General features: G+C 42.0%; 20 protein-coding genes. 3 read left to right on the top strand and 17 right to left on the bottom strand.

The features are described from left to right. Window positions 1–30 precede the first annotated feature (30 nt). Complete coding sequence (locus ACMUMQ_RS13685) at window positions 31–657, top strand: O-methyltransferase (RefSeq protein ID WP_414682535.1); 627 nt, start codon at window positions 31–33, stop codon at window positions 655–657. 94 nt (window positions 658–751) lie between these two features. Next, window positions 752–1450 (top strand): GIY-YIG nuclease family protein, encoded by a 699-nt coding sequence (locus tag ACMUMQ_RS13680; RefSeq protein ID WP_414682534.1) that lies wholly within the window; start codon window positions 752–754, stop codon window positions 1448–1450. A gap of 86 nt (window positions 1451–1536) precedes the next feature. Here the strand turns inward: ACMUMQ_RS13680 and ACMUMQ_RS13675 are convergent, their stop codons facing one another. From ACMUMQ_RS13675 to ACMUMQ_RS13660, 4 genes are all read right to left on the bottom strand, one after another. Beyond that, window positions 1537–2883, bottom strand: coding sequence for a class II 3-deoxy-7-phosphoheptulonate synthase (locus tag ACMUMQ_RS13675; protein WP_527195810.1), 1347 nt, complete (start codon window positions 2881–2883; stop codon window positions 1537–1539). 40 nt (window positions 2884–2923) lie between these two features. Beyond that, a complete protein-coding gene (locus tag ACMUMQ_RS13670) occupies window positions 2924–3535 on the bottom strand; it encodes a helix-turn-helix domain-containing protein (protein WP_414682533.1) in 612 nt (203 codons plus the stop codon). Window positions 3536–3606: 71 nt separating this feature from the next. Then, window positions 3607–4035: a protein tyrosine phosphatase family protein gene (locus ACMUMQ_RS13665; RefSeq protein ID WP_414682532.1), complete on the bottom strand. Its 429-nt coding sequence runs from the start codon at window positions 4033–4035 to the stop codon at window positions 3607–3609. Window positions 4036–4059: 24 nt separating this feature from the next. Continuing rightward, window positions 4060–4338, bottom strand: coding sequence for a peptidylprolyl isomerase (locus ACMUMQ_RS13660; protein ID WP_414682531.1), 279 nt, complete (start codon window positions 4336–4338; stop codon window positions 4060–4062). 127 nt (window positions 4339–4465) lie between these two features. Between ACMUMQ_RS13660 and ACMUMQ_RS13655 the strand changes: the two genes are divergently transcribed. Then, window positions 4466–5263: a response regulator transcription factor gene (locus ACMUMQ_RS13655; protein ID WP_414682530.1), complete on the top strand. Its 798-nt coding sequence runs from the start codon at window positions 4466–4468 to the stop codon at window positions 5261–5263. A 44-nt stretch (window positions 5264–5307) separates the two neighbouring features. Here ACMUMQ_RS13655 and mutT read toward each other — a convergent pair whose 3' ends face one another. From mutT to mraY, 13 genes are all read right to left on the bottom strand, one after another. Continuing rightward, on the bottom strand, window positions 5308–5694 hold the full coding sequence (gene mutT, locus ACMUMQ_RS13650; RefSeq protein ID WP_414682529.1) for an 8-oxo-dGTP diphosphatase MutT: 387 nt from the start codon (window positions 5692–5694) through the stop codon (window positions 5308–5310). Beyond that, the gene (gene argJ / locus ACMUMQ_RS13645; RefSeq protein ID WP_414682528.1) at window positions 5694–6914 is read right to left on the bottom strand and encodes a bifunctional glutamate N-acetyltransferase/amino-acid acetyltransferase ArgJ; all 1221 of its coding nucleotides are present in this window, start codon (window positions 6912–6914) and stop codon (window positions 5694–5696) included. Before argJ ends, mutT begins: the two co-directional genes overlap by 1 nt. A 15-nt stretch (window positions 6915–6929) precedes the next feature. Continuing rightward, window positions 6930–9638, bottom strand: coding sequence for a preprotein translocase subunit SecA (gene secA, locus ACMUMQ_RS13640; protein WP_414682527.1), 2709 nt, complete (start codon window positions 9636–9638; stop codon window positions 6930–6932). A 146-nt stretch (window positions 9639–9784) separates the two neighbouring features. After that, complete coding sequence (lpxC, locus tag ACMUMQ_RS13635; RefSeq protein ID WP_414682526.1) at window positions 9785–10702, bottom strand: UDP-3-O-acyl-N-acetylglucosamine deacetylase; 918 nt, start codon at window positions 10700–10702, stop codon at window positions 9785–9787. 106 nt (window positions 10703–10808) lie between these two features. Beyond that, complete coding sequence (gene ftsZ, locus ACMUMQ_RS13630) at window positions 10809–12041, bottom strand: cell division protein FtsZ (protein ID WP_414682525.1); 1233 nt, start codon at window positions 12039–12041, stop codon at window positions 10809–10811. Between the two features lie 40 nt (window positions 12042–12081). Continuing rightward, window positions 12082–13353: a cell division protein FtsA gene (gene ftsA / locus ACMUMQ_RS13625; protein WP_414682524.1), complete on the bottom strand. Its 1272-nt coding sequence runs from the start codon at window positions 13351–13353 to the stop codon at window positions 12082–12084. Window positions 13354–13426: 73 nt separating this feature from the next. Beyond that, on the bottom strand, window positions 13427–14107 hold the full coding sequence (locus ACMUMQ_RS13620) for a cell division protein FtsQ/DivIB (RefSeq protein WP_414682523.1): 681 nt from the start codon (window positions 14105–14107) through the stop codon (window positions 13427–13429). Between the two features lie 3 nt (window positions 14108–14110). Continuing rightward, window positions 14111–15064, bottom strand: a complete 954-nt coding sequence (locus ACMUMQ_RS13615) for a D-alanine--D-alanine ligase (protein ID WP_414682522.1) — start codon at window positions 15062–15064, stop codon at window positions 14111–14113. A gap of 1 nt (window position 15065) precedes the next feature. Continuing rightward, entirely contained in the window at window positions 15066–16487 is a 1422-nt protein-coding gene (gene murC, locus ACMUMQ_RS13610) for a UDP-N-acetylmuramate--L-alanine ligase (protein WP_317005997.1), read from the bottom strand. Continuing rightward, window positions 16487–17557: an undecaprenyldiphospho-muramoylpentapeptide beta-N-acetylglucosaminyltransferase gene (murG, locus tag ACMUMQ_RS13605; protein WP_414682521.1), complete on the bottom strand. Its 1071-nt coding sequence runs from the start codon at window positions 17555–17557 to the stop codon at window positions 16487–16489. Before murG ends, murC begins: the two co-directional genes overlap by 1 nt. Beyond that, entirely contained in the window at window positions 17554–18759 is a 1206-nt protein-coding gene (gene ftsW, locus ACMUMQ_RS13600; protein WP_414682520.1) for a putative lipid II flippase FtsW, read from the bottom strand. The genes murG and ftsW overlap by 4 nt, the downstream gene beginning before the upstream one ends. Then, window positions 18756–20105 (bottom strand): UDP-N-acetylmuramoyl-L-alanine--D-glutamate ligase, encoded by a 1350-nt coding sequence (gene murD, locus ACMUMQ_RS13595; protein WP_414682519.1) that lies wholly within the window; start codon window positions 20103–20105, stop codon window positions 18756–18758. The genes ftsW and murD overlap by 4 nt, the downstream gene beginning before the upstream one ends. A 9-nt stretch (window positions 20106–20114) precedes the next feature. After that, window positions 20115–21197 (bottom strand): phospho-N-acetylmuramoyl-pentapeptide-transferase, encoded by a 1083-nt coding sequence (gene mraY, locus ACMUMQ_RS13590; RefSeq protein ID WP_414682518.1) that lies wholly within the window; start codon window positions 21195–21197, stop codon window positions 20115–20117. Between the last annotated feature and the right edge of the window lie 12 nt (window positions 21198–21209).

The raw sequence follows: 21209 nt of genomic DNA, 5'->3' as shown, positions 1-21209 counted from the left end.
CATGAATACTTTAATTGACTAATAAAACCTATGGCTCTTGATAATCTTGACGACTACTGTATTGAGACAACTCAATCAGAACCAGACCTTTTGCTTGAGCTGGTTGAAAAAACCTACTCTGACATGGGCTATCCAAATAAGCTGTCAGGTAAAACCATAGGACGTACATTAAAGCTTTTAGCAAAAATCGCCCAACCAAAACGCGCCTTAGAAATTGGCATGTTTACAGGCTACTCAGCCCTTTCCATTGCGGAAGGCATGCCTGTTGATGGTAAGCTGATTTGCTGTGAAACCAATCCAAGAGCGATTGAATTCGCCCAGTCTTTTTTTGATCGTAGTGAGCACGGAAAGAAAATCAATGCTATTTTTGGACCCGCTCTTGATACGATAAATTCCTTGGAAGGGGAATTCGACTTTGTCTTTATCGATGCAGATAAGCGCAACTATTTGAATTACTACGAAGCAGTATTGCCTCTTGTAAAATCAGGCGGTCTCATCATCATCGATAACTCCCTATGGCAAGGGCGCGTTCTAGACCCTAAAGAAAACAGCGACATTGCTGTCGACCAAGTCAACCGCTTAATCGCGCAAGACAACAGAGTCGAGAATGTCCATTTAAATGTTCGTGACGGTCTCAATATCGTCGTAAAACACTAACCCTATTTTTTATAGAGCCCTCTCACCTTTGGGTTTCCTGAGGTGATAGGGTTTTATTTGCTATTTAAAAGATACTAGTTAAGAGGCAACGATTTTGGTCGTTTTTAAAATCACAAATAATATCTCTGGAAAGCATTATATTGGCACTTCCTTTAACAGTGGATTCCAGCGTTTTGAGCAATATGTTGAAGCAACAAACGAAGGTTTAGACTTTCCTCTGTACAATGACATCAGGGAGAGTGGCATTGAAGCTTTTATTGTTGAAGAACTTTTTGAAACCAGCGACAAACAAGAGCTGTATGAATTGGAAACAGATTACATTTCAATTTATAACGGTGAAAGCCTACGCGGTTACAAAATTGCTCAAACAGCAGAAAAGTCAGTCAACCTAAATCTTGGCAAAAAGGCATTATTTGACGCAAACGGCGTATCCACAGCAGAGCAACCTAAAAAAACACGAAAAGCAGCGGTAAAAAAAACCGTTGAGCTACCAAAGAAAACGGTTGAAGCTACACCAACAGCCAAATCTTTCTTTGGTGAGCTTATCAGTGAAGAGAGACTAGATGCACCTGCTGAGAAAGTAGCCGACAAAAAGAAACCGGTTACTCGCACAAAAAGCAAAGCCAGTATTCAAAAGATGCTGAATGAAGCAGAGAGAGCATCAAAGAAAGAGCGCGAAGAGAAACTAAAGCTACAGCAACAAGCTGAAGCGGAAGAAATGGCTCTTATCATGGCAAAGATTGACGTAACGTCCAAATCAGCTACTTCCGCTTTCAGAAAGCGTAAAGGCTAATTTAAGACTTTATCACTCTTTTCAAAACAAAAAAATCCCCGATTAAAAACACATTAATCGGGGATTTTTCGTTTATCGAGCTAAACTTAAGCTCTTGCTTTCTTCAATGTCTCAGAAATCATAAATGCCAATTCCAAAGACTGGTCTGCATTCAAGCGAGGATCACAATGTGTATGGTATCGATCAGCAAGGTCAGCCTCTGTCACTTCAAAGGAGCCACCAATACATTCCGTCACATTTTGACCTGTCATTTCAAAATGTACACCACCGGCATAAGTGCCCTCTGCATTATGCACTTGGAAAAATTGCTGCACTTCTTTTAATACATCATCGACACGACGAGTCTTATAGCCAGTTGATGCTTTCACCGTATTACCGTGCATAGGATCACTACTCCAAACAACTTGCTTCCCTTCTCTCTGAATAGCTTGGATTAGCTTAGGCATTCCATCTTCAACTTTATCAGCCCCCATTCGAACAATTACATTCAAACGACCAGCCTCATTTTCTGGGTTTAGCACATCACACAAACGCACCAAATCTTCAGGATCCATAGAAGGGCCAGCCTTCACACCAATCGGATTTTTAACACCACGTAAAAATTCAACATGAGCACCATCCAACTGACGAGTACGATCACCAATCCACAACATATGCGCAGAACAATCGTACCAGTCACCAGTTAAGCTATCCTGACGCGTAAGAGCTTGTTCGTATGGCAACAACAAAGCTTCATGAGAAGTATAAAACTCTGTTTCTTTTAATTGAGCCAAACCAGAACCGACTCCACAAGCTTCCATAAACTGCAACGCATCATCAATTTTTCCTGCCACACCATGGAATCGATCGCCCACTGGACTAGCATTTAAAAAATCTAAGTTCCACTGATGCACTTGATGTAAATCGGCAAAGCCACCTTGAGCGAAAGCGCGAAGTAAATTCATTGTTGAAGCGCTTTGATTATAAACCTGGATTAAACGCTCAGGATCCGGAACTCGTGCCTCTTCAGTAAATTCAATACCATTAATAATGTCACCACGGTAGCTTGGCAATTCAACACCATTAACCGTTTCCATTCCCGCAGATCTCGGCTTAGCGAATTGTCCAGCCATACGGCCCACTTTAACCACTGGGCACTTACCGGCATAAGTAAGCACAACAGCCATTTGCAGCATAACCTTAAAAGTGTCACGAATATTATTCGCATGGAATTCAGCAAAGCTTTCAGCGCAATCACCACCTTGCAATAAAAATGACTGTCCATTCGCCACTTGTGCCAATGCTTTTTTAAGCTGACGAGCTTCACCTGCAAAAACAAGAGGAGGCATTTTTCCTAACGTCGCTTCAACCTGAGATAAATGCGCTGCGCTAGGATAAACCGGCTGCTGTAATGCCGTTTTTTCTCTCCAACTTGCTAACTCCCACTCTTTCATAATTATTCTTAACCTTTTTTCATATTATTGTTTAATATTTTCAACGGGCTACAACCCAAAGTATTTCAGCATCTTTTGGGGACAAAGACACCACCGCATGCCCCATAGTGGCATCATAATACACACTATCCCCTTCTTTTAATTCAATTGGTTCATAGAGTTCAGAGAAAAAATTAATTTTACCGTCTAAAACCAAAAGAAACTCTTCGCCATCATGACGCACCCACTCTTTAAATTCATTAAAAGATCGAGCTCGCACCTTAGTTTTAAAAGGCACCATCTTCTTACGACTAATGGAGTAATTTAACAACTCATGCTCATAAGTGGCAGTAGGGTGAGGCTCTCCTTTTCCTTTTCGCGTAATGTCTCTACGACCAGCAATCGAGTACTCACTTGCCTCAACAAAAAGCTGCGGCAAATCCATCTCCAAACCATTTATTAATTTCTGAACAATGGTAAAGCTAGGGGACACCTGATCGTTTTCAATTTTAGACAAGGTTGAGCGCGCAATGCCGGTTCTCTTTCCAACCTCTTCTAACGTCCAACCTTTCGCCAGACGTATCTCTTTAACCCGCTTTCCAAGCTCTAAAGGCTCAACAAAACGATCCGGGTCAGACGCGGTGGCAGTTTCTAATGAAGGACGACTAACCATAATATTCCAATACTACTTTTTAAAATTTAACCTTACTCAAAAACCAACAACCCAAATACACTTCTAAAGCACTACTTCTTCGCCAAAGGCTCCATCGCAGCAGAACAACGAGACAAATCAAAGCCTTTACCTGAGACTTGGGAAACCAATTCTTGATACTCTCCACCTTGAGCATTTTTCATCAACACCCACAAGACAGATGAACGAGTACCTGTTCGGCAAAATGCAAGCGTTTTCTCACCTTCTACCAAAGCATCACTTTGAGCATCTACATGCGCCTGAGAAAGCTTAGGTAGCTCGATAGGGTTACTAACGTATTTCATACCAAGCATTTCCACTGCAACACGAATACTCTCAGCCGAAGGCTGATCATCAGATTCACCATCCGGTCGATTGTTAATAATTTTCTCAAACCCCTGTTTCTTTAATTCGGATAAGTCTTCTCTCAATAATTGAGGAGAAACAAAATAAAATTCATCAATCTGAACCACATTACTCATCACAATATCCTCATAAAACCTAGTTTAAGAACGGTATAAAACTTTAATCAGGTGAAAACCAAACTGCGTTTTCACAGGGCCTTGAACTTTCAATAAAGGCCCATTAAAAACAGCCTTATCAAAAGCGGCAACCATATCCCCTTTTCTAAATTCGCCCAAGTCCCCACCTTTTTTCCCAGATGGACAAGTCGAAAATTGTTTCGCTAACTTATAGAAATCAGCTCCTTTGTCTAACTTTGCTTTGATCGACTCAGCTTCAGACTTAGTTTTCACTAAAATATGACACGCACTTGCAGTGGACATCAACACTCCTATCTTTGAAACACTATAGATAAAACATGGTAACCCATTTAGTATATTGGAATTAACTAAAAATATAATGGATACTGTATTTAGTTGTATAAGTATCAATAAGTAGGCGATTTCATAAATGAGCAATTACGAAGCAATTAACGACCTTTCTTTTCTTCTTGTGGAACCTTCTGACACTCAAAGAAAAATTATCGTTAAGGCACTACAAGAAGCTGGTATCAAACAAATTGAGTGCGTAAATAGTATCCAAGAAACAATGGACACTCTATCTTCTTTCCCGCCAGACCTTGTTATTTCCTCAATGTATTTACCTGACGGCTCAGCCAATGACTTAATCGATCGCATACGCTCCAATGAGGAAACCGAGGGGCAATGTTTCATGCTTATTTCAAGCGAACGCAATAAAGAACACCTTGAGCATCTAAGACAATCTGGTGTTCTTGCGATTTTACCAAAACCATTCAGTCTTAAAGACTTACAGCGAGCAATTCACGCTACTCTAGATCTCATAATTGAAGAAGAAATAGACCTAGAAATGTTTGACCCTAGAACACTCAGGGTACTTGTAACAGATGACAGTCTTATGGCAAGGAAACACATCAGCAAAACTCTTAACACTATGGGCATTGAAGACATTGAATTTGCTGAAAATGGTAAAGAAGCAATAGAAATTTTAAGTCAAAGCGAATTTGATTTAATTATCACTGACTACAATATGCCTGAAATGGATGGCAAAGAACTTACTGATGCAGTACGACAAACACCTGAATGGGCTCACCTCCCTATTCTAATGGTCAGCTCAAATTCAGAAGACAGTCAATTAGCAAACATCGCTCAAGAAGGCGTCGATGCAATTTGCGGCAAACCGTTTGAACCAAGTGTTGTAAGGAAGCTCTTAGCTCAAATTTTGAACTAAAAAAAAGAGCTTCATATTGAAGCTCTTTTTTTGACACTAAATAACTAAACATTCGACATTAAGTCATCCACTACTTCCTGATTCGCCTCAGGAAAGTCATAGGAAGATAAAGTCGAAACAGGCGCCCAACGAACCTTTTGACCTTCTTTTCCTACAGGATCACCTTCAAAACCTGTAACCCGATAAAAAAGGAGTTGAACCTTTTTATCACCGTAATCATGAGAAATCTCCTTAAAGAAAGAGCACTCTGTTACAGAGATATCACACTCTTCTTTTAACTCTCGAACCAAAGCGATCTCAGCAGACTCTGAAGGCTCGCATTTTCCTCCAGGAAACTCCCATAAACCTCCTTGGTCCTGATCACTCTTTCTCAAAGCAATAAAAACAAGGTCATCTTTCAAAATAATGCCGGCCGCCACCCTAATTAACATTAGGTGCGGTACTCAGCATTAATAGTGACATATTCATGAGAGAAATCTGTCGTCCAAACCACATCAGATTCCTTACCCATACCTAAATCAACGCAAATATGGATCTCATCTGGCGCCATGGCTTTTTTGCCATGCTCTTCCAAATAATCAGGTGACCGGCCACCGTCTCGCGCAATCTCGAAGCCATTAATATGCAATTGAACTTTATCAACATCTAGATTCTCAACGCCTGCACGGCCAACCACTGCCAAAATTCGGCCCCAGTTTGGATCTGAAGCGAAAAGCGCTGTTTTTACCAATGGTGAGTGTGCGATTTCAAATGCGGTTTTAGTCGCATCTTGTTGCTCAACGGCACCAACAACCTCAACCGTCACAAACTTAGTCGCACCCTCTCCATCTCTTACGATTGCGTGAGCAAGCTCCTGCATGACTTCCGTAAAAGCTGAGATGAAGGCTTGCGTCAAAGGCTCATCAATAGACAAGAGTTTAGCATTACCCGCCATTCCAGTAGCAACAGCAATACAAGAATCATTAGTCGATGTATCACTATCAACTGTAATGCGGTTAAAGCTCTTATTCACAACATCTTTCAGAATACTGTAAAGCAAATCTTCATCCATTGAAATATCGCTGAACACATAACCCAACATGGTTGCCATATTAGGGCGAATCATGCCAGCACCTTTCGAAATCCCCGCGACAGTATAAGTACGACCTTCAAATTCAAAGGTACGTACGGAGCCTTTTGGCAAGGTATCAGTGGTCATAATACCAACACCTGCCGCATTCCAATTATCCGCAGATAAATTAGCAATCGCCGCTGGTATCGCATCAATAATTTTATTTACTGGTAAAGGTTCACCAATTACACCCGTTGAGAAAGGCAAAATAGCATCAACATCAACACCTACTTGAAGCGCTAACGCGTCACAAGTCTTTAATGCATTTTCAAGCCCTGACTTTCCAGTACCGGCGTTAGCATTGCCTGTATTAACAAGCAAATATCGACTGCTTGTCGTGCTTAAATGCTTCTGACAAATACGAACTGGCGCAGCGCAAAAAGCGTTTTGAGTAAACACACCTGCGACGGAAGCACCTTCACACAATTCAAAAAGAACAAGGTCTTTTTTGTTTGCTTTTTTAATACCCGCTTCCGCAACACCAATTCTCACACCTTTAACTTCAGGTATGAGAGGGAAATCATGCAACCCTACAGCCATTTAAACGCTCTCCAATTAAACCAGACGACCGTGACATTGTTTGTATTTCTTACCAGAGCCACAAGGACAAGGCTCATTTCGACCTACTTTAGGGTACTCAGCGCCATCATCAGACGATGAATCCGATTCATTCGATAATGAATCTACAGAGTTGTGAACCATGTCCATTTTAGTTTTTTCTTCTTGCTGACGACGAGCTTCTTCAATTTTTTCAGCTTCGTCTGCAGACTGTATTTTCACTCTCGTGATAATTTGAATAACTTCAAATTTAATCTGACTTAATAAACCTTGGAACAATTCAAATGCTTCACGCTTATATTCTTGCTTAGGGTTTTTCTGAGCATAACCACGTAAATGAATACCTTGGCGCAGCATGTCCATGGTTTGCAAATGCTCTTTCCAAAGAGTATCAAGCACTTGAAGCAATACTTGCTTCTCAAATGACCTAAATGCAGGAGCACCAGCAATCTCTTCTTTTTCCTTATGATTAGCAATCACACTATCAAGAATCTTCTGACGAAGTGGCTCTTCATAAAGTTTTTTATCTTCTTCAACCCATTGCGCAATAGGCAAGTCTAAGCTGAATTCATTACGCAATTTCTCTTCCAGACCAGCAAGATCCCACATATCAAAGATACTTTGAGGTGGTATAAACTCATCAATCAAGTCAGAAATAACTTCTTCTCTCATCGCTGCAATAGCTTCAGATAAGTCATCAGAAACCATCATATCAAAGCGCTGAGTATAGATTACTTGTCTCTGATCATTAGCGACATCATCGTATTCTAATAACTGCTTACGAATATCGAAGTTACGACCTTCCACTTTACGCTGAGCTTTTTCAATCGCGTTAGAAACCATCTTATGCTCAATGGCTTCGCCTTTTTCCATACCAAGTGCCATCATCATTTTCTTGATGCGGTCTGACATGAAAATTCGCATTAGATTATCTTCTAAAGATAAGTAGAAACGAGATGAACCCACATCACCTTGACGACCTGCACGACCACGCAGCTGATTATCTATACGGCGAGACTCATGACGCTCTGTACCGATAATATGCAAACCGCCTGCAGCCAAAACTGATTCATTACGCGATTTCCAATCAGCTTTAAGTGCATCAATACTTTCTTGGCTAGCGCCTTCACCAAGTTGAGCTAACTCAACTTGCAAATTACCACCAAGAACAATATCGGTACCACGTCCAGCCATGTTAGTTGCAATAGTTACCGCACCAGGGCGACCAGCATCGGCAACGATCTCAGCTTCTCGCTCATGCTGCTTAGCATTCAACACATTATGCTTTACGTTCTTTTTGTTGAGATAGTTTGACAACAACTCAGAATATTCAATCGAAGCCGTACCAACAAGCACCGGACGTCCTTGATTAACCACTTCTTCAATGTCTAATACGATCGCTTCAAATTTGTCTTCGGTAGACATATAAATCAAGTCATTGAAGTCTTTACGCTGCACTTGACGATTCGTAGGAATAACAACAACAGACAAACCATAAATTTGCTGAAACTCAAAAGCTTCAGTGTCTGCCGTTCCCGTCATACCTGACAGCTTTTCATATAAACGGAAATAGTTCTGGAAGGTTGTTGAAGCCAGAGTCTGACTTTCAGCCTGAATAGTCACACCTTCTTTTGCTTCAACCGCTTGGTGAATACCTTCGGACCAACGGCGTCCAGCCATAGTACGCCCAGTATGCTCATCAACGATGACAACTTGGTCACCTTGAATAACATAATCAACGTTTTTCTTGAAAATAACATGCGCTTTCAAACAAGCATGAACATGATGAAGCAAAGACAAGTTCGCAGCCGCATAAAGACTCTCACCTTCACCTAGCATGCCTTGCTCTACCAACCAACCCTCCACAAAAGAGTGGCCTTCTTCAGTTAATTCAATGCTACGCTGAGACTCATCATAAACATAATGGCCTGTTGCTTCAGCTTCAGCTTCTGTTTCTTCTTGCTTAACAAGCAAAGGTGCCAGTTCATTGATTCGGCGATACTGCTCTGAACTATCCTCAACCGCACCAGAAATAATAAGCGGCGTTCTAGCCTCATCAATAAGAATGGAATCCACCTCATCGACAACAGAGAAATTCAATTCACGCTGAACACGATCTTCTAAACGAAAAACCATGTTGTCACGTAAGTAATCAAAACCAAATTCGTTGTTGGTACCATAGGTAATGTCGCATAAATAGGCCGCTTTTTTGTCTTCTCGATCCTGCCCAGAAAAAACAACACCAACGCTCATGTCTAAAAACTCGTAAAGCGGTCTCATCCAATTCGCATCACGCTTTGCCAAATAGTCATTCACGGTAACAACATGAACACCTTTTGATGATAAAGCGTTCAAGTATACGGCTAGGGTCGCAACCAGTGTTTTACCTTCACCTGTACGCATTTCTGCGATACGACCTTCATCAAGCACCATACCGCCGATAAGCTGCACATCGAAATGGCGCATTCCCATAACTCGACGACTGCCCTCTCGAACAACCGCAAAAGCTTCTGGTAAAATAGAATCTAATGACGCTCCGGCATTAATACGCTCACGAAACTCACCCGTTTTTGCTGCCAAATCATCATCAGACAATCCTTTTAAAGATTCTTCAAATTGATTGATTTGTGAAACAACTTTTCTATATCGTTTAACTTCTCGGTCATTCTTTGTACCGATAATTTTTTTAATTACAGTTCCTAACATCTTGAACTCAACGTAGCCAATTAGTAATAAACACAGTCTATCATGGTAATGTGTGACAAAACATGAAATATCAAGGACCTATATACAAAAAAACCAGACATAATGTCTGGTTTTTTATAATTCGATCAAGTTTTCAACACTAGCAACTAGGCATTTGCAAAAACTGAATCCGTATAAGAAATAGGGTCAGCTTGCGCTTCATCTTCAAAGACAACATATTCCCAAGCATCTTGTTGCTCAAGCAATGCCAACAACAATTTGTTGTTTAATGCGTGTCCAGATTTGTAAGCTTTATATTCACCAATCAAACTATGACCTAGCAAATAAAGATCACCAATAGCATCCAAAACTTTGTGACGCACTAGCTCATCTCTGTAACGTAAACCTTCGTCATTTAATACTCTAAAATCATCAAGAACGATTGCATTTTCCATGTTCGCACCGCGAGCAAGGTTATTATTCTTGAAGTATTCAAGATCTTTCATAAAACCGAATGTTCTTGCACGACTGATTTCTTTGACAAAGGTAGTTGTCGAGAAATCAAATGAAGTACTTTGAACGTCTTCACCAATTGCAGGGTGCTGAAAATCAATTGTAAAAGACAAACGGAAGCAAGAATGAGGTTCTAATGAAGCAAACTTGTCGCCTTCTTCTACTTTAATTGGCTTTTTAACTCTGATGAATTTCTTAGGTGCGTTTTGAGCTTCCAATCCAGCAGATTGCAATAAGAATACAAAAGGACTCGCACTGCCATCCATCAAAGGAACTTCACTAGCACTCACTTCAACATAGGCATTATCAACACCTAAGCCAGCCATTGCAGATAATAAGTGCTCAACAGTACTAACTTTGACATCACCCTGACATAAAGCCGTAGCAAAATTGGTTGATCCTACCGATCGAGCATCACCAGGAATTTCTACAACAGGATCCAAGTCTGTACGAACAAATACAATGCCAGTATTTACAGGTGCTGGTTTAAGTGTCAAATACACTTTCTCACCAGAGTGTAAACCGACTCCAGTTGCTCGAATAATGTTTTTTAGTGTGTGTTGGCGTACCATTATATTCCTACAATTTTATGACTGGATACTAATCTTTGCAAAATAGTATCAACAAGCTCTTGATTATACAATCCAACATACTGATATTGCATTGTTTTTACGCAAACTAGTCAGCTTGTCTACGCAAAAATGCTGGAATGTCCAAATACGATAATTTATCGCCACTTGACGCTTCAGAAGAGTCAGCAGACTCTACTTTTTCATTCAAGCTTTTCTCTACCACTTCAACCTTTGCCTTAGGCAATGGTTGAGGCTCAGGCTGAGACTCTACAACTTGAGGAGCTTCTACACTCTCCACTACAGACTCAGGCTTTGCCGTTACTGGTTGAGAGACAACAGATTCACCAACAGCAGACTTCATTTCAACTGCAGGACGACCCTCTAAACCAGTTGCAACCACCGTGACTCGCATTTCATCACCAACATTAGGATCAATTGCACAACCAATCACGACAGTAGCATCTTCCGATGCATATTCTTCAATTATGCCACCAACCTCAGTAAACTCAGACAGACCTACTTCTTCGTTTGCCGTGATGTTTACCAGTACGCCTCGCGCACCTTTAAGATTAATGTCTTCCAATAATGGGTTATGTATCGCAGCTTCTGCCGCAACCCTTGCTCTATCATCACCTGATGCAGAACCTGTCCCCATCATTGCCATTCCCATCTCAGACATCACCGTTCTTACATCGGCGAAGTCTACGTTGATAAGACCTGGGCGCATAATCAAGTCTGTAATACCTTGAACAGCATTAAACAGAACATTGTTCGCTTCACCAAACGCTTTCAACAATGAAATATTCTTACCTAGTACTGGAAGAAGACGCTCATTTGGCACTGTAATTAATGAATCGACATTTTCTCGTAATTCTTTAACACCTTCTTCAGCAACTTTCGCTCGACGGCGACCTTCAAAAGGAAAAGGTTTAGTCACTACAGCAACAGTCAATATACCCAACTCACGAGCAACCTTAGCAATCACAGGGGCTGCACCCGTTCCTGTACCGCCACCCATGCCGGCTGTGATAAACACCATGTCGGCACCAGTTAGCAAATGTGTAATCTTCTCTTGATCTTCTAAAGCCGAGTCTCGCCCAACCTCAGGATTTGCACCAGCTCCAAGCCCTTTAGTAATGGCTGAGCCTAATTGCAAAGAAACTCCAGTATCAAAACCAACCAATGCTTTAGAGTCAGTATTGGCACAAATAAACTCGACGCCTTCCAGGCGATTCTGCAACATATGACGAACAGCATTACCGCCGCCACCGCCAACACCAATTACTTTAATAACAGCATTATCGGACAAATTATCTTCTGCTAGATCAAAGACACTCATGGGCTTATCGCTCCTTAAATAAATTCATAATCAATTCTGACTAGATATAACTCTGAAACCAGTGTTTTAATTTCTGCCATGCCTTCGTTGCACTGAAAGATGGTTCAGTTTCCTTAGGTGCCAGAATTGATGTTTCTCGTTTAGTTTTCGTCTTAGACATCGTCCGCTTCGAGATTTCAGTTACTTCGGTCTCTTTACTACCATAAGCCAATAATCCAACACTTGTTGAATATATAGGGTTATCGACAATGTCAGACATTCCTTTAGTACAATCTGGTACAGATAATCGAATTGGCATCTGAAAAACTTTCTCAGCCAAGTCAGCAGCGCCTTCCATAAGCGACGTACCACCAGTAATTACAATACCTGCAGGGATTCTCTCTGCGTAACCACTACGCCTTAACTCATCCAAAATTAAGGTATAAATTTCTTCATATCTTGCCTCAACCACCTCTGTCAGGGTATGACGAGTGATTGATCTTGGTTGGCGATCACCAACACTTGGCACCTGCAAAACTTGATCTGCAGACACCATAGATGACATTGCACAGGCGTATTTCACCTTTATCTCCTCAGCATGCTGAGTCGGTGTGCGCAACGCCATGGAAATATCATTTGTCACCTGATCTCCTGCAACAGGCACAACAGCTGTATGATGCAACGCACCATCAATCCAGACCGCAATATCTGATGTGCCGGCACCAATATCGATCAAACAAACACCTAAATCTTTTTCATCTTCACTGAGTGAAGAATCACTAGAAGCGAGCTGAGAAAGAATGACGCCATCAACACCTAAGCCACAGCGCTTAATGCACTTTTCTACATTCATAACCGCATTAACGGCACCAGAAATAAGATGAACATTTGCTTCAAGACGAACACCAGACATACCTAAAGGGTCTTTAATCCCTTCTTGAGAGTCTATGTGGTATTCCTGTGGAAGGATATGGAGAACGCGTTGATCGGATGAAATTGGAACAGCTTGCGCTGCGTCTATCACTCTTTCTATATCTTCTTGCTGAACTTCACCGTTCTTAACGGCAACAATGCCGTGAGAGTTCAAGCTACGAATATGACTACCCGCCACACTGACATACACAGAATGAATATTACATCCTGCCATCAGCTCAGCTTCTTCAACTGCTCGCTGAATAGATTGCACAGTGGATTCAATATTTATAACAACGCCACGCTTCATACCTTTGGCGCTATGAGAGCCAATACCGACAATTTCCAAACTACCATCAGCCAGTACTTCACCAACTAAACAGATAACTTTTGATGTGCCTACATCCAAACCGACTATCATTTCACCTTCCCGGTATTGCGTGTTTTATAACTACTGATGTTTGCGTTTATAAATAACAACAAACAAGTTAATGTCACTCTTTTGCTTTCCAACCTACTGCCACACCATGAGGGTAGCGAGCATCGACTGACGTAATTTGATCTATTCTACCCGATAAATCACTTTTATACACCGCTATAAAGCGCTGTAATCTCTCTAAAACTTCCTCTCTACCCAGCTTTACGACTATGCCATTGGTAAAGGTAACATTCCAAGCGCCTCGAGGTTCTAAAGTTAGTGTAAAAATCCGCAAAGAAGTTGCAGCCAACACCTGACTAATCAAACCAAACTGCTCAAGCACAACATCACTTGTGCCATCTGGGCCATATAAACGAGGAAGTGGCAGATCTGGAATCTGATTAGGTCTAATCACCACAGAAGATGTTGAGATCAACTGTCGATCGCGCCAGTATGCGAGCGGAGTGTACTCATGAACAAGCACCTGCAATATATTTGGCCAAACTTTACGCACTTCTGCACTTTCAACCCACTCAGGCGACCTTGCAAGGTCTAAAGCATCTGCTACGGAAAGACTTAACAAACTCTCGCCTAACAGTTCAGAATAATGCGCTTCAAGCTCAGCTTCCGTAACATAATTCAAATCCCCTTCTATCTCGATTTTTTGAATAGCAAACCAAGTAACGGGGGAATCTTCATCCTGAAAAGTAGCAACCAATATCAATAAAATCGCCCCTATAAGCGCCGCTATCCTCATAAATCAATCACGCTCTGCTTTTCCCCAAGCATCTATGACAATTTTCTCAACCAATGAAGGGTAATCAATCCCAACATAATTAGCTGCCATAGGGACAAGACTGTGAGTCGTCATACCCGGAGCTGTATTCACTTCCAACACCCAAAATACACCAGCCTGATCACGCATAATGTCTACACGCCCCCAACCAGAACAGCCCAACGAACGATAAGCATCTAAAGCAAGCATTTGCAGTTCGTTTTCATCATCTTCATTCAAACCACAAGGCAATAAATATTGCGTATCTTCCGCTATATATTTAGCCTCATAATCATACAACTTGTGATCTGGCGATGCCTTCAAGCCAATTGCAGGGTAAGCAACATCATCAATGATTGTGATAGTAAACTCAGGTCCATCAACAAACTCTTCAACCAACACATCAGAATCGTATTCAAGTGCCTTTAAAAGTGCTTCATCCAACTCTTCGCGATTACTTGCTTTATTAATTCCTATTGTTGAACCCTCTCTAGAAGGCTTCACTATCATAGGATAAGACATACTTTCTTCGATAACGTTCGCATCAACTTGATCAACAAACGATAAATAAGCCGGTGTTGGTATACCAATACCATTCCAAAAGCGCTTGGTTAAAACCTTGTCCATCGCTAAACCACACGCTAACGGCGAGCTTCCTGTGTAGGGCTTACCTAACATTTCCAGCAAAGCTTGAACTCGGCCATCTTCACCTTCTCCACCGTGGAGTGCTATAAACGCCAAATCAAATTCTATAGATTGAAGCTGCTTCACTGGGTCTAAACTTGCGTTTTCGCCATACAAATCAAGGCCAATTACCTGATAACCTTTTGATTTAAGGCCTTCAACAACGAGCGGGCCACTTTGCAAAGACACTTCACGCTCAGCAGAACGTCCACCATAGATAACAGCAATGACCAATTCTTTTAATGACTTTGACATATTAAATACCGCTTACTGATAATTTTTTAGACACAGCACCAATATCCCCAGCACCTTGCGTAATTAACAAATCCCCATCTCGCAAAACATTACTCAAAATCGAACGTAAGTCAGATTCACCACCCACATGAATAGGATCAACATTCCCGCGCTGACGAATACTGCCACACAAAGACCTGCTATCAGCGCCATTAATCGGCGTTTCACCCGCTGCATAAACATCTAACAATAAGAGCACATCGACTTGCGATAAAACACGTACAAAGTCTTCATACAAATCTCGAGTACGAGTATAGCGATGAGGCTGATAAACCATGACCAAACGTTTTTCTGGCCACCCTCCCCGAATAGCTTTAATCGTCGCCAACACTTCACTTGGGTGATGACCATAATCATCGACAAACATAACTTCGGAGCCATTAGGAAGCGCCAACGGCTTCTGCTCCTGAAAACGACGACCAACACCTTCAAAGCCCATTAATCCCGCTTGAATAGCGCTTGCGTCAACACCAAGATCCGTTGCAACAGCAATCGTCGACAAAGCATTCAAAACATTATGTCGCCCCGGCATAGGCAAACGAATCTTCAACGGTTCACCTTCTGGGCGATGCGCTAAAAATTCACAGTAGCGGCCAGTTTGAACAATGTCAGTCGCATAGAAATCAGCTTGCTGCTCAATACCATAAGTCAATACTGGACGACTCAATGAAGGAAGTATCTCTCGTACATTCTCGTCATCTACACACAACACAGCCAAACCATAAAACGGCAAGTTATGTATGAACTCCACAAAAGTATGTTTTACTTTTTCAAAGTCACCATCATAAGTGTCCATGTGATCTTCATCGATATTCGTCACGATGACAGTTTGAGGCTGTAAGTGAAGGAATGAAGCATCACTTTCATCAGCCTCAGCCACAAGATAAGAGCTACTGCCTAATTGCGCATTTGCACCAGCACTGGTTAAGCGACCACCAATAACAAAGGTAGGTGCTTCGCCTGTCGCCGCTAAAATGGACGCCATTAAGCTCGTTGTTGTTGTTTTACCATGAGTTCCCGCCACAGCAATACCGTGTCGGTAGCGCATCAATTCAGCCAACATTTCTGCTCTACGAACAATTGGAATGCGGTGCTCTTTACCCCAAATAATCTCTGGGTTTTCTTCATTAATGGCTGTCGAAACGACAATAACGTGAGCGTCATAGACATTTTCTTCCAAATGCCCCAAATACACCTTAATCCCTAACTCTTCTAAACGCTCAGTCACCGCCGAGGATTTTAAGTCGGAACCAGAAACTTGATAACCTTGGTTATGTAACACTTCCGCGATACCACACATCCCAACACCGCCAATACCGATGAAATGGATATTTTGAATACGGCGCATAGTTGGAATATCGTATTGTGTCTTCTGATCAATCATCATTTTATTAACCTTAAACAGTGTGCAACCACATCTTGTGTTGCATTAGGGTGAGCCACCGCTTTCGCTTGCTCGCCCATTTTTATTAATGCTTCTTCGTTTTCAACAAACTCAGAAAGTAAAGATAGAATTTTTTCACAGGTCAGTTGTGGCTGAGGCAGCAAATACGCCCCGCCTACTTTCTCTAAATAACGGGCATTCTCTGTCTGATGATCATCAATTGCAAAAGGATATGGAATCAAAATAGAAGGCAAACCAGCGACCGCCAACTCACTGACCGTCATAGCACCAGCACGACACAGAACAATATCCGCCCAATAATACGCTTGATCCATATTATCCAAATACGGCTCAACCCTCGCCTCAACATTGGCATTTTGATATAAAGCTTTAACTTCATCAAAATTTCGTACACCTGTTTGATGCCAAACATCCAAACGCTGAGAAAAAGACCAATTAGCCAATACCTGCGGCATCACATCATTAATTGCTTTCGCACCTAAGCTTCCACCGACAACCAACAACCGTAATGGACGTGCTGCATTTTCTCTGGCAACACGAACTTGCTGCTGCAATATATCGTTTCGAATTGGGTTACCGACACTCAAAGCGTTAGGCAGAGCACTATCAAAAGCTTGCAACTTCAAAGTAGCCACTTTTGACAATAATTTGTTTGTGGTTCCTGCAACCGCATTTTGCTCATGAATCACCAATGGGATTCTTAACAGCTTAGCTGCTACACCACCAGGGCCAGCAACAAACCCGCCCATCCCTAACACAACATCAGGTTTTGTTTTTTGTAAAACAGCAACAGCTTGACCAATAGCATGCAAGACTCTAAATGGCGCAGCTAGCAGCCCTAACAAGCCCTTACCTCTTACACCTTTAATCGACAATGAATGCAGGCGAATATCATGTTCCGCGACAAGCTTTTCTTCCATCCCACCTTTTGATCCAAGCCACTCAACATCCAGACCTTTATCAATAAAAGCATGAGCACAAGCTAGAGCAGGATAAATATGCCCGCCAGTTCCACCGGCCATCACAATAACTTTTTTAGTAGCACTCATTCTGCTCTCTCTTCTTGACTGTCACTTTCTAAATTGGCGTCCGTGACACCCAGTTCCTTTTCAGCACGTCGATTTTCTACATCAACTCGAGCAACCACAAACAGGCTACCCAAAGTGATAATCAAACTACTACCACCGTAGCTGATTAAAGGCAGTGTTAGTCCTTTTGTTGGCAAGAAGCCGGTATTCACACCGATATTAATAATAACTTGAGCTAAAATAAGAATCGCAAAACCAAAGCACATGTAAGCAGCAAAAGGTCGCGATAAAGTCATAGCTTTTCGGCCTATTTTAAACGCTCGCCCAACCATGACCGCAAACAAAAGAATCAGCAGCAAACCACCCAACATACCGGTTTCTTCAACCCAAATTGAAAACACAAAATCGGTATGCGCCTCAGGCAAGTAGGAAAGCTTCTGAACACTATTCCCCAAACCAAGACCAAACCACTCGCCACGCCCATATGCGATAAGCGCCTGACTTAGCTGATAGCCTTCATTAAAAGGATCCGCCCAAGGGTCAATAAAATTCATCAAGCGCTTTAAGCGATAACTTTCAGATATCGCCACCACACCTAACATAGACACAGCACCTACCATCAAAAGCAAAAACTGGTATAGAGGCGCTCCACCTAGAAATAACAACACCATCACAGTGCCGAGCAACACAACCGACGCCCCGAAGTCTGGTTCAAGCAATAAAAACAGCAAGAAAACACTGCAAAGACAAAGAGGAAGAAAGAAACCAATCCAACCTTCTCTCACTCGGTCAGCACGTCGCACCAAATAACCAGACATATAAACCACCATACAAACCTTCGCAACTTCCGAGGCTTGTAGGTTAAACACCACTAAATTAATCCAACGGCGGCTACCGTTTACACTCTTCCCAATTCCTGGTACCAAAACCAATATCAACAAAATAAGAGACAAGCCCATCATCAGGATGCCCCATTTTTGCAATTGACTAGTAGGTAAAGACAACAAAATCCAACCGAATACCAAACCAAGAACCAAGTACAAGGTCTGGCGTATCATGAAGAAATAAGGGTGACCGTGAATACTTTCTGACACAGAAATGGAAGCACTGGATACCATGACAATACCCAACGCTAAAATAGACACCACAGAAGATAAGAAAATAGCATCGATACGAGAAAGTTCTCGCCAAGAAACCCGGTCAAACATGTTTAACCATGTCATAAGGCAGCAACCAAGTTTACGAAGTGCTCGCCGCGCGCTTCATAGTTTTTATACATATCTAAACTAGCGCAGGCCGGTGAAAAAAGAACTACATCGCCTTCTTTTACCGTCGAAGAAATATCATGAATAATTTCATCCAATGTCTCAAAGCGCTTAATCACAGTATTTGAAGACAATGCCGTCGCAATGTTATCCGCGTCTTTACCAAACAAATAAACCGTACGAACAAAATCAGATACAGGCTTTTTCAAGTCACTGAAGTCCGCCCCTTTCCCCTCACCGCCAGCAATAAGAGTGATGTTTTTATGTGACGTGGAGCCAAGACCTTGCAAAGCAGCCAGAGTTGCACCCACATTTGTGCCTTTGGAGTCATTAATAAACGTGGCTCCACGGTAAGTACGAACACTTTCACAGCGATGTGGCAAACCACCAAATTCCGCTAAAACCTTAGCAACGCCTTCTGATCGCACATCCACACCCAACAATTCCAACATAGCCAGTGCAGCCAAAATATTTGCGTAATTATGCGTGCCCTTTAGTGCAATTTGAGAAGTGTGGTACAAGCGCTCGACACCACGACACAACCAAGCGCCATCACCATCTTTCAACATCCCAAACTCTTTTAGGTCTGGGCTTTTTGTCGTGAAAGCACGCACAGGAGTCGCTTCTGCCAACAAAGGCGCCGTCAAAATATCTTGCTTGTTGCAAACCGCCGCTTTACAGCCTCGATATACTCTTTGTTTTACGCGCTGATACTCGTAAAAATCAGTATAACGATCCATATGATCTTCAGAGACATTTAAAAGGCAAGCCACATCTGCTTGCAAAGCAGGTGTTGTTTCAAGCTGAAAGCTAGATAATTCCAATACATAATAATCTGTACCGGAAGAAAGGAGATCCAAAGCAGGCAACCCTAAATTGCCACCTGCTTTAACATCTTTTCCACACGCCTGAAGCAACAAAGCCACCAAGGTAGTGACTGTGCTTTTGGCATTTGAACCTGTAATAGCAACGAACGGTGCATCCACATAATCGCGAAACAAATCAATATCGCCTCGCATGGCCACACCCTTTTCGGCTAAACGAGACAAAACAGGCGTCCGCAATGCAATACCAGGGCTAACGTACAATTCTGTTACACCAAGGGTTTCAAGTACCGCTAAATCACCTGTCAAAATACGATCTTCTGGACAAAGCAGTTTTGCCTGCTCCAATCCTGGAGGGTTCTCACGAGAATCCACCACATAAAAATCAATTCCCTTGCTAGCTAAAAAGCGTACACAAGATAAACCTGTCGCCCCCAAGCCAACAACGGCTCTTACTCGATCTGACCCGATCAACGACATTTAAAACTCCTAACGTACTTTTAAGGTAGCGAAACCAATCAAAACAAGGCAAACAGTAATAATCCAAAAGCGCACAATAACTTTAGGCTCTGCCCAGCCTTTTAACTCAAAATGATGATGTATTGGCGCCATTCTAAAAATTCTGCGTTTTGTTAACTTATAGGAGGCAACTTGCAAGATTACAGACACAGTTTCCATGACGAAAACACCGCCCATAATAAACAACACCAACTCTTGACGAACGATAACTGCAATCACACCCAGCGCTGCACCAAGTGCCAAGGAACCTACATCCCCCATAAAGATTTGCGCTGGGTATGTGTTAAACCACAAAAAACCCAATCCAGCGCCCGCCAAAGCGGCACAAAATACAAGTAACTCACCCGAACCATGAACATAAGGGATTAACAAATACTCAGAAAAGCGAACGTTACCAGTTAAATAAGCAAACACACCTAACGCACCACCGACAAGTACCGTAGGCAAAATTGCTAAACCGTCTAGACCGTCAGTAAGGTTGACTGCATTACTGGTTCCGACAATAACAAAATAAGTAAGCACAATAAAAAACGCGCCTAAAGGAATAGCCACATCTTTAAACAAAGGAACTATCAGTGCGGTTTCGGCTGGTGTACTGGCTGTGTAATACAAATAAAACGCTGCCGCCAAACCGAATACACTTTGCCAAAAATATTTCCAACGACTAGGCAAACCTCGAGAGTTTTTTTCAACTACCTTACGATAGTCATCAACCCAACCAACAACACCAAAAGCCAACATTACTAGCAAAACAACCCACACATATTGGTTGGTTAAATCACCCCACAAAAGCGTACTGACCGTGATGGAGAAAATAATTAATGCTCCACCCATCGTTGGCGTACCGGCTTTGGATAAATGGGATTGTGGGCCGTCATCTCGAACAGCTTGTCCGATTTGCAAACGCTGCAATAAAACAATTACTTTATTGCCGATTAAAAGAGAGATAACTAACGCAGTGAGCACACCCAAAATGGCTCGAAGAGACAAATAATTAAACACTGCAAAAAAAGTGTGATACTTACTTAAATAAGTCGCCAGCAAAAGTAACATTGGTCAGGAACA

Source organism: Marinomonas algae (genome assembly GCF_047525555.1).
Classification (GTDB): Bacteria; Pseudomonadota; Gammaproteobacteria; order Pseudomonadales; family Marinomonadaceae; genus Marinomonas.
This window is presented reverse-complemented; position numbering and strand designations above follow the sequence as displayed.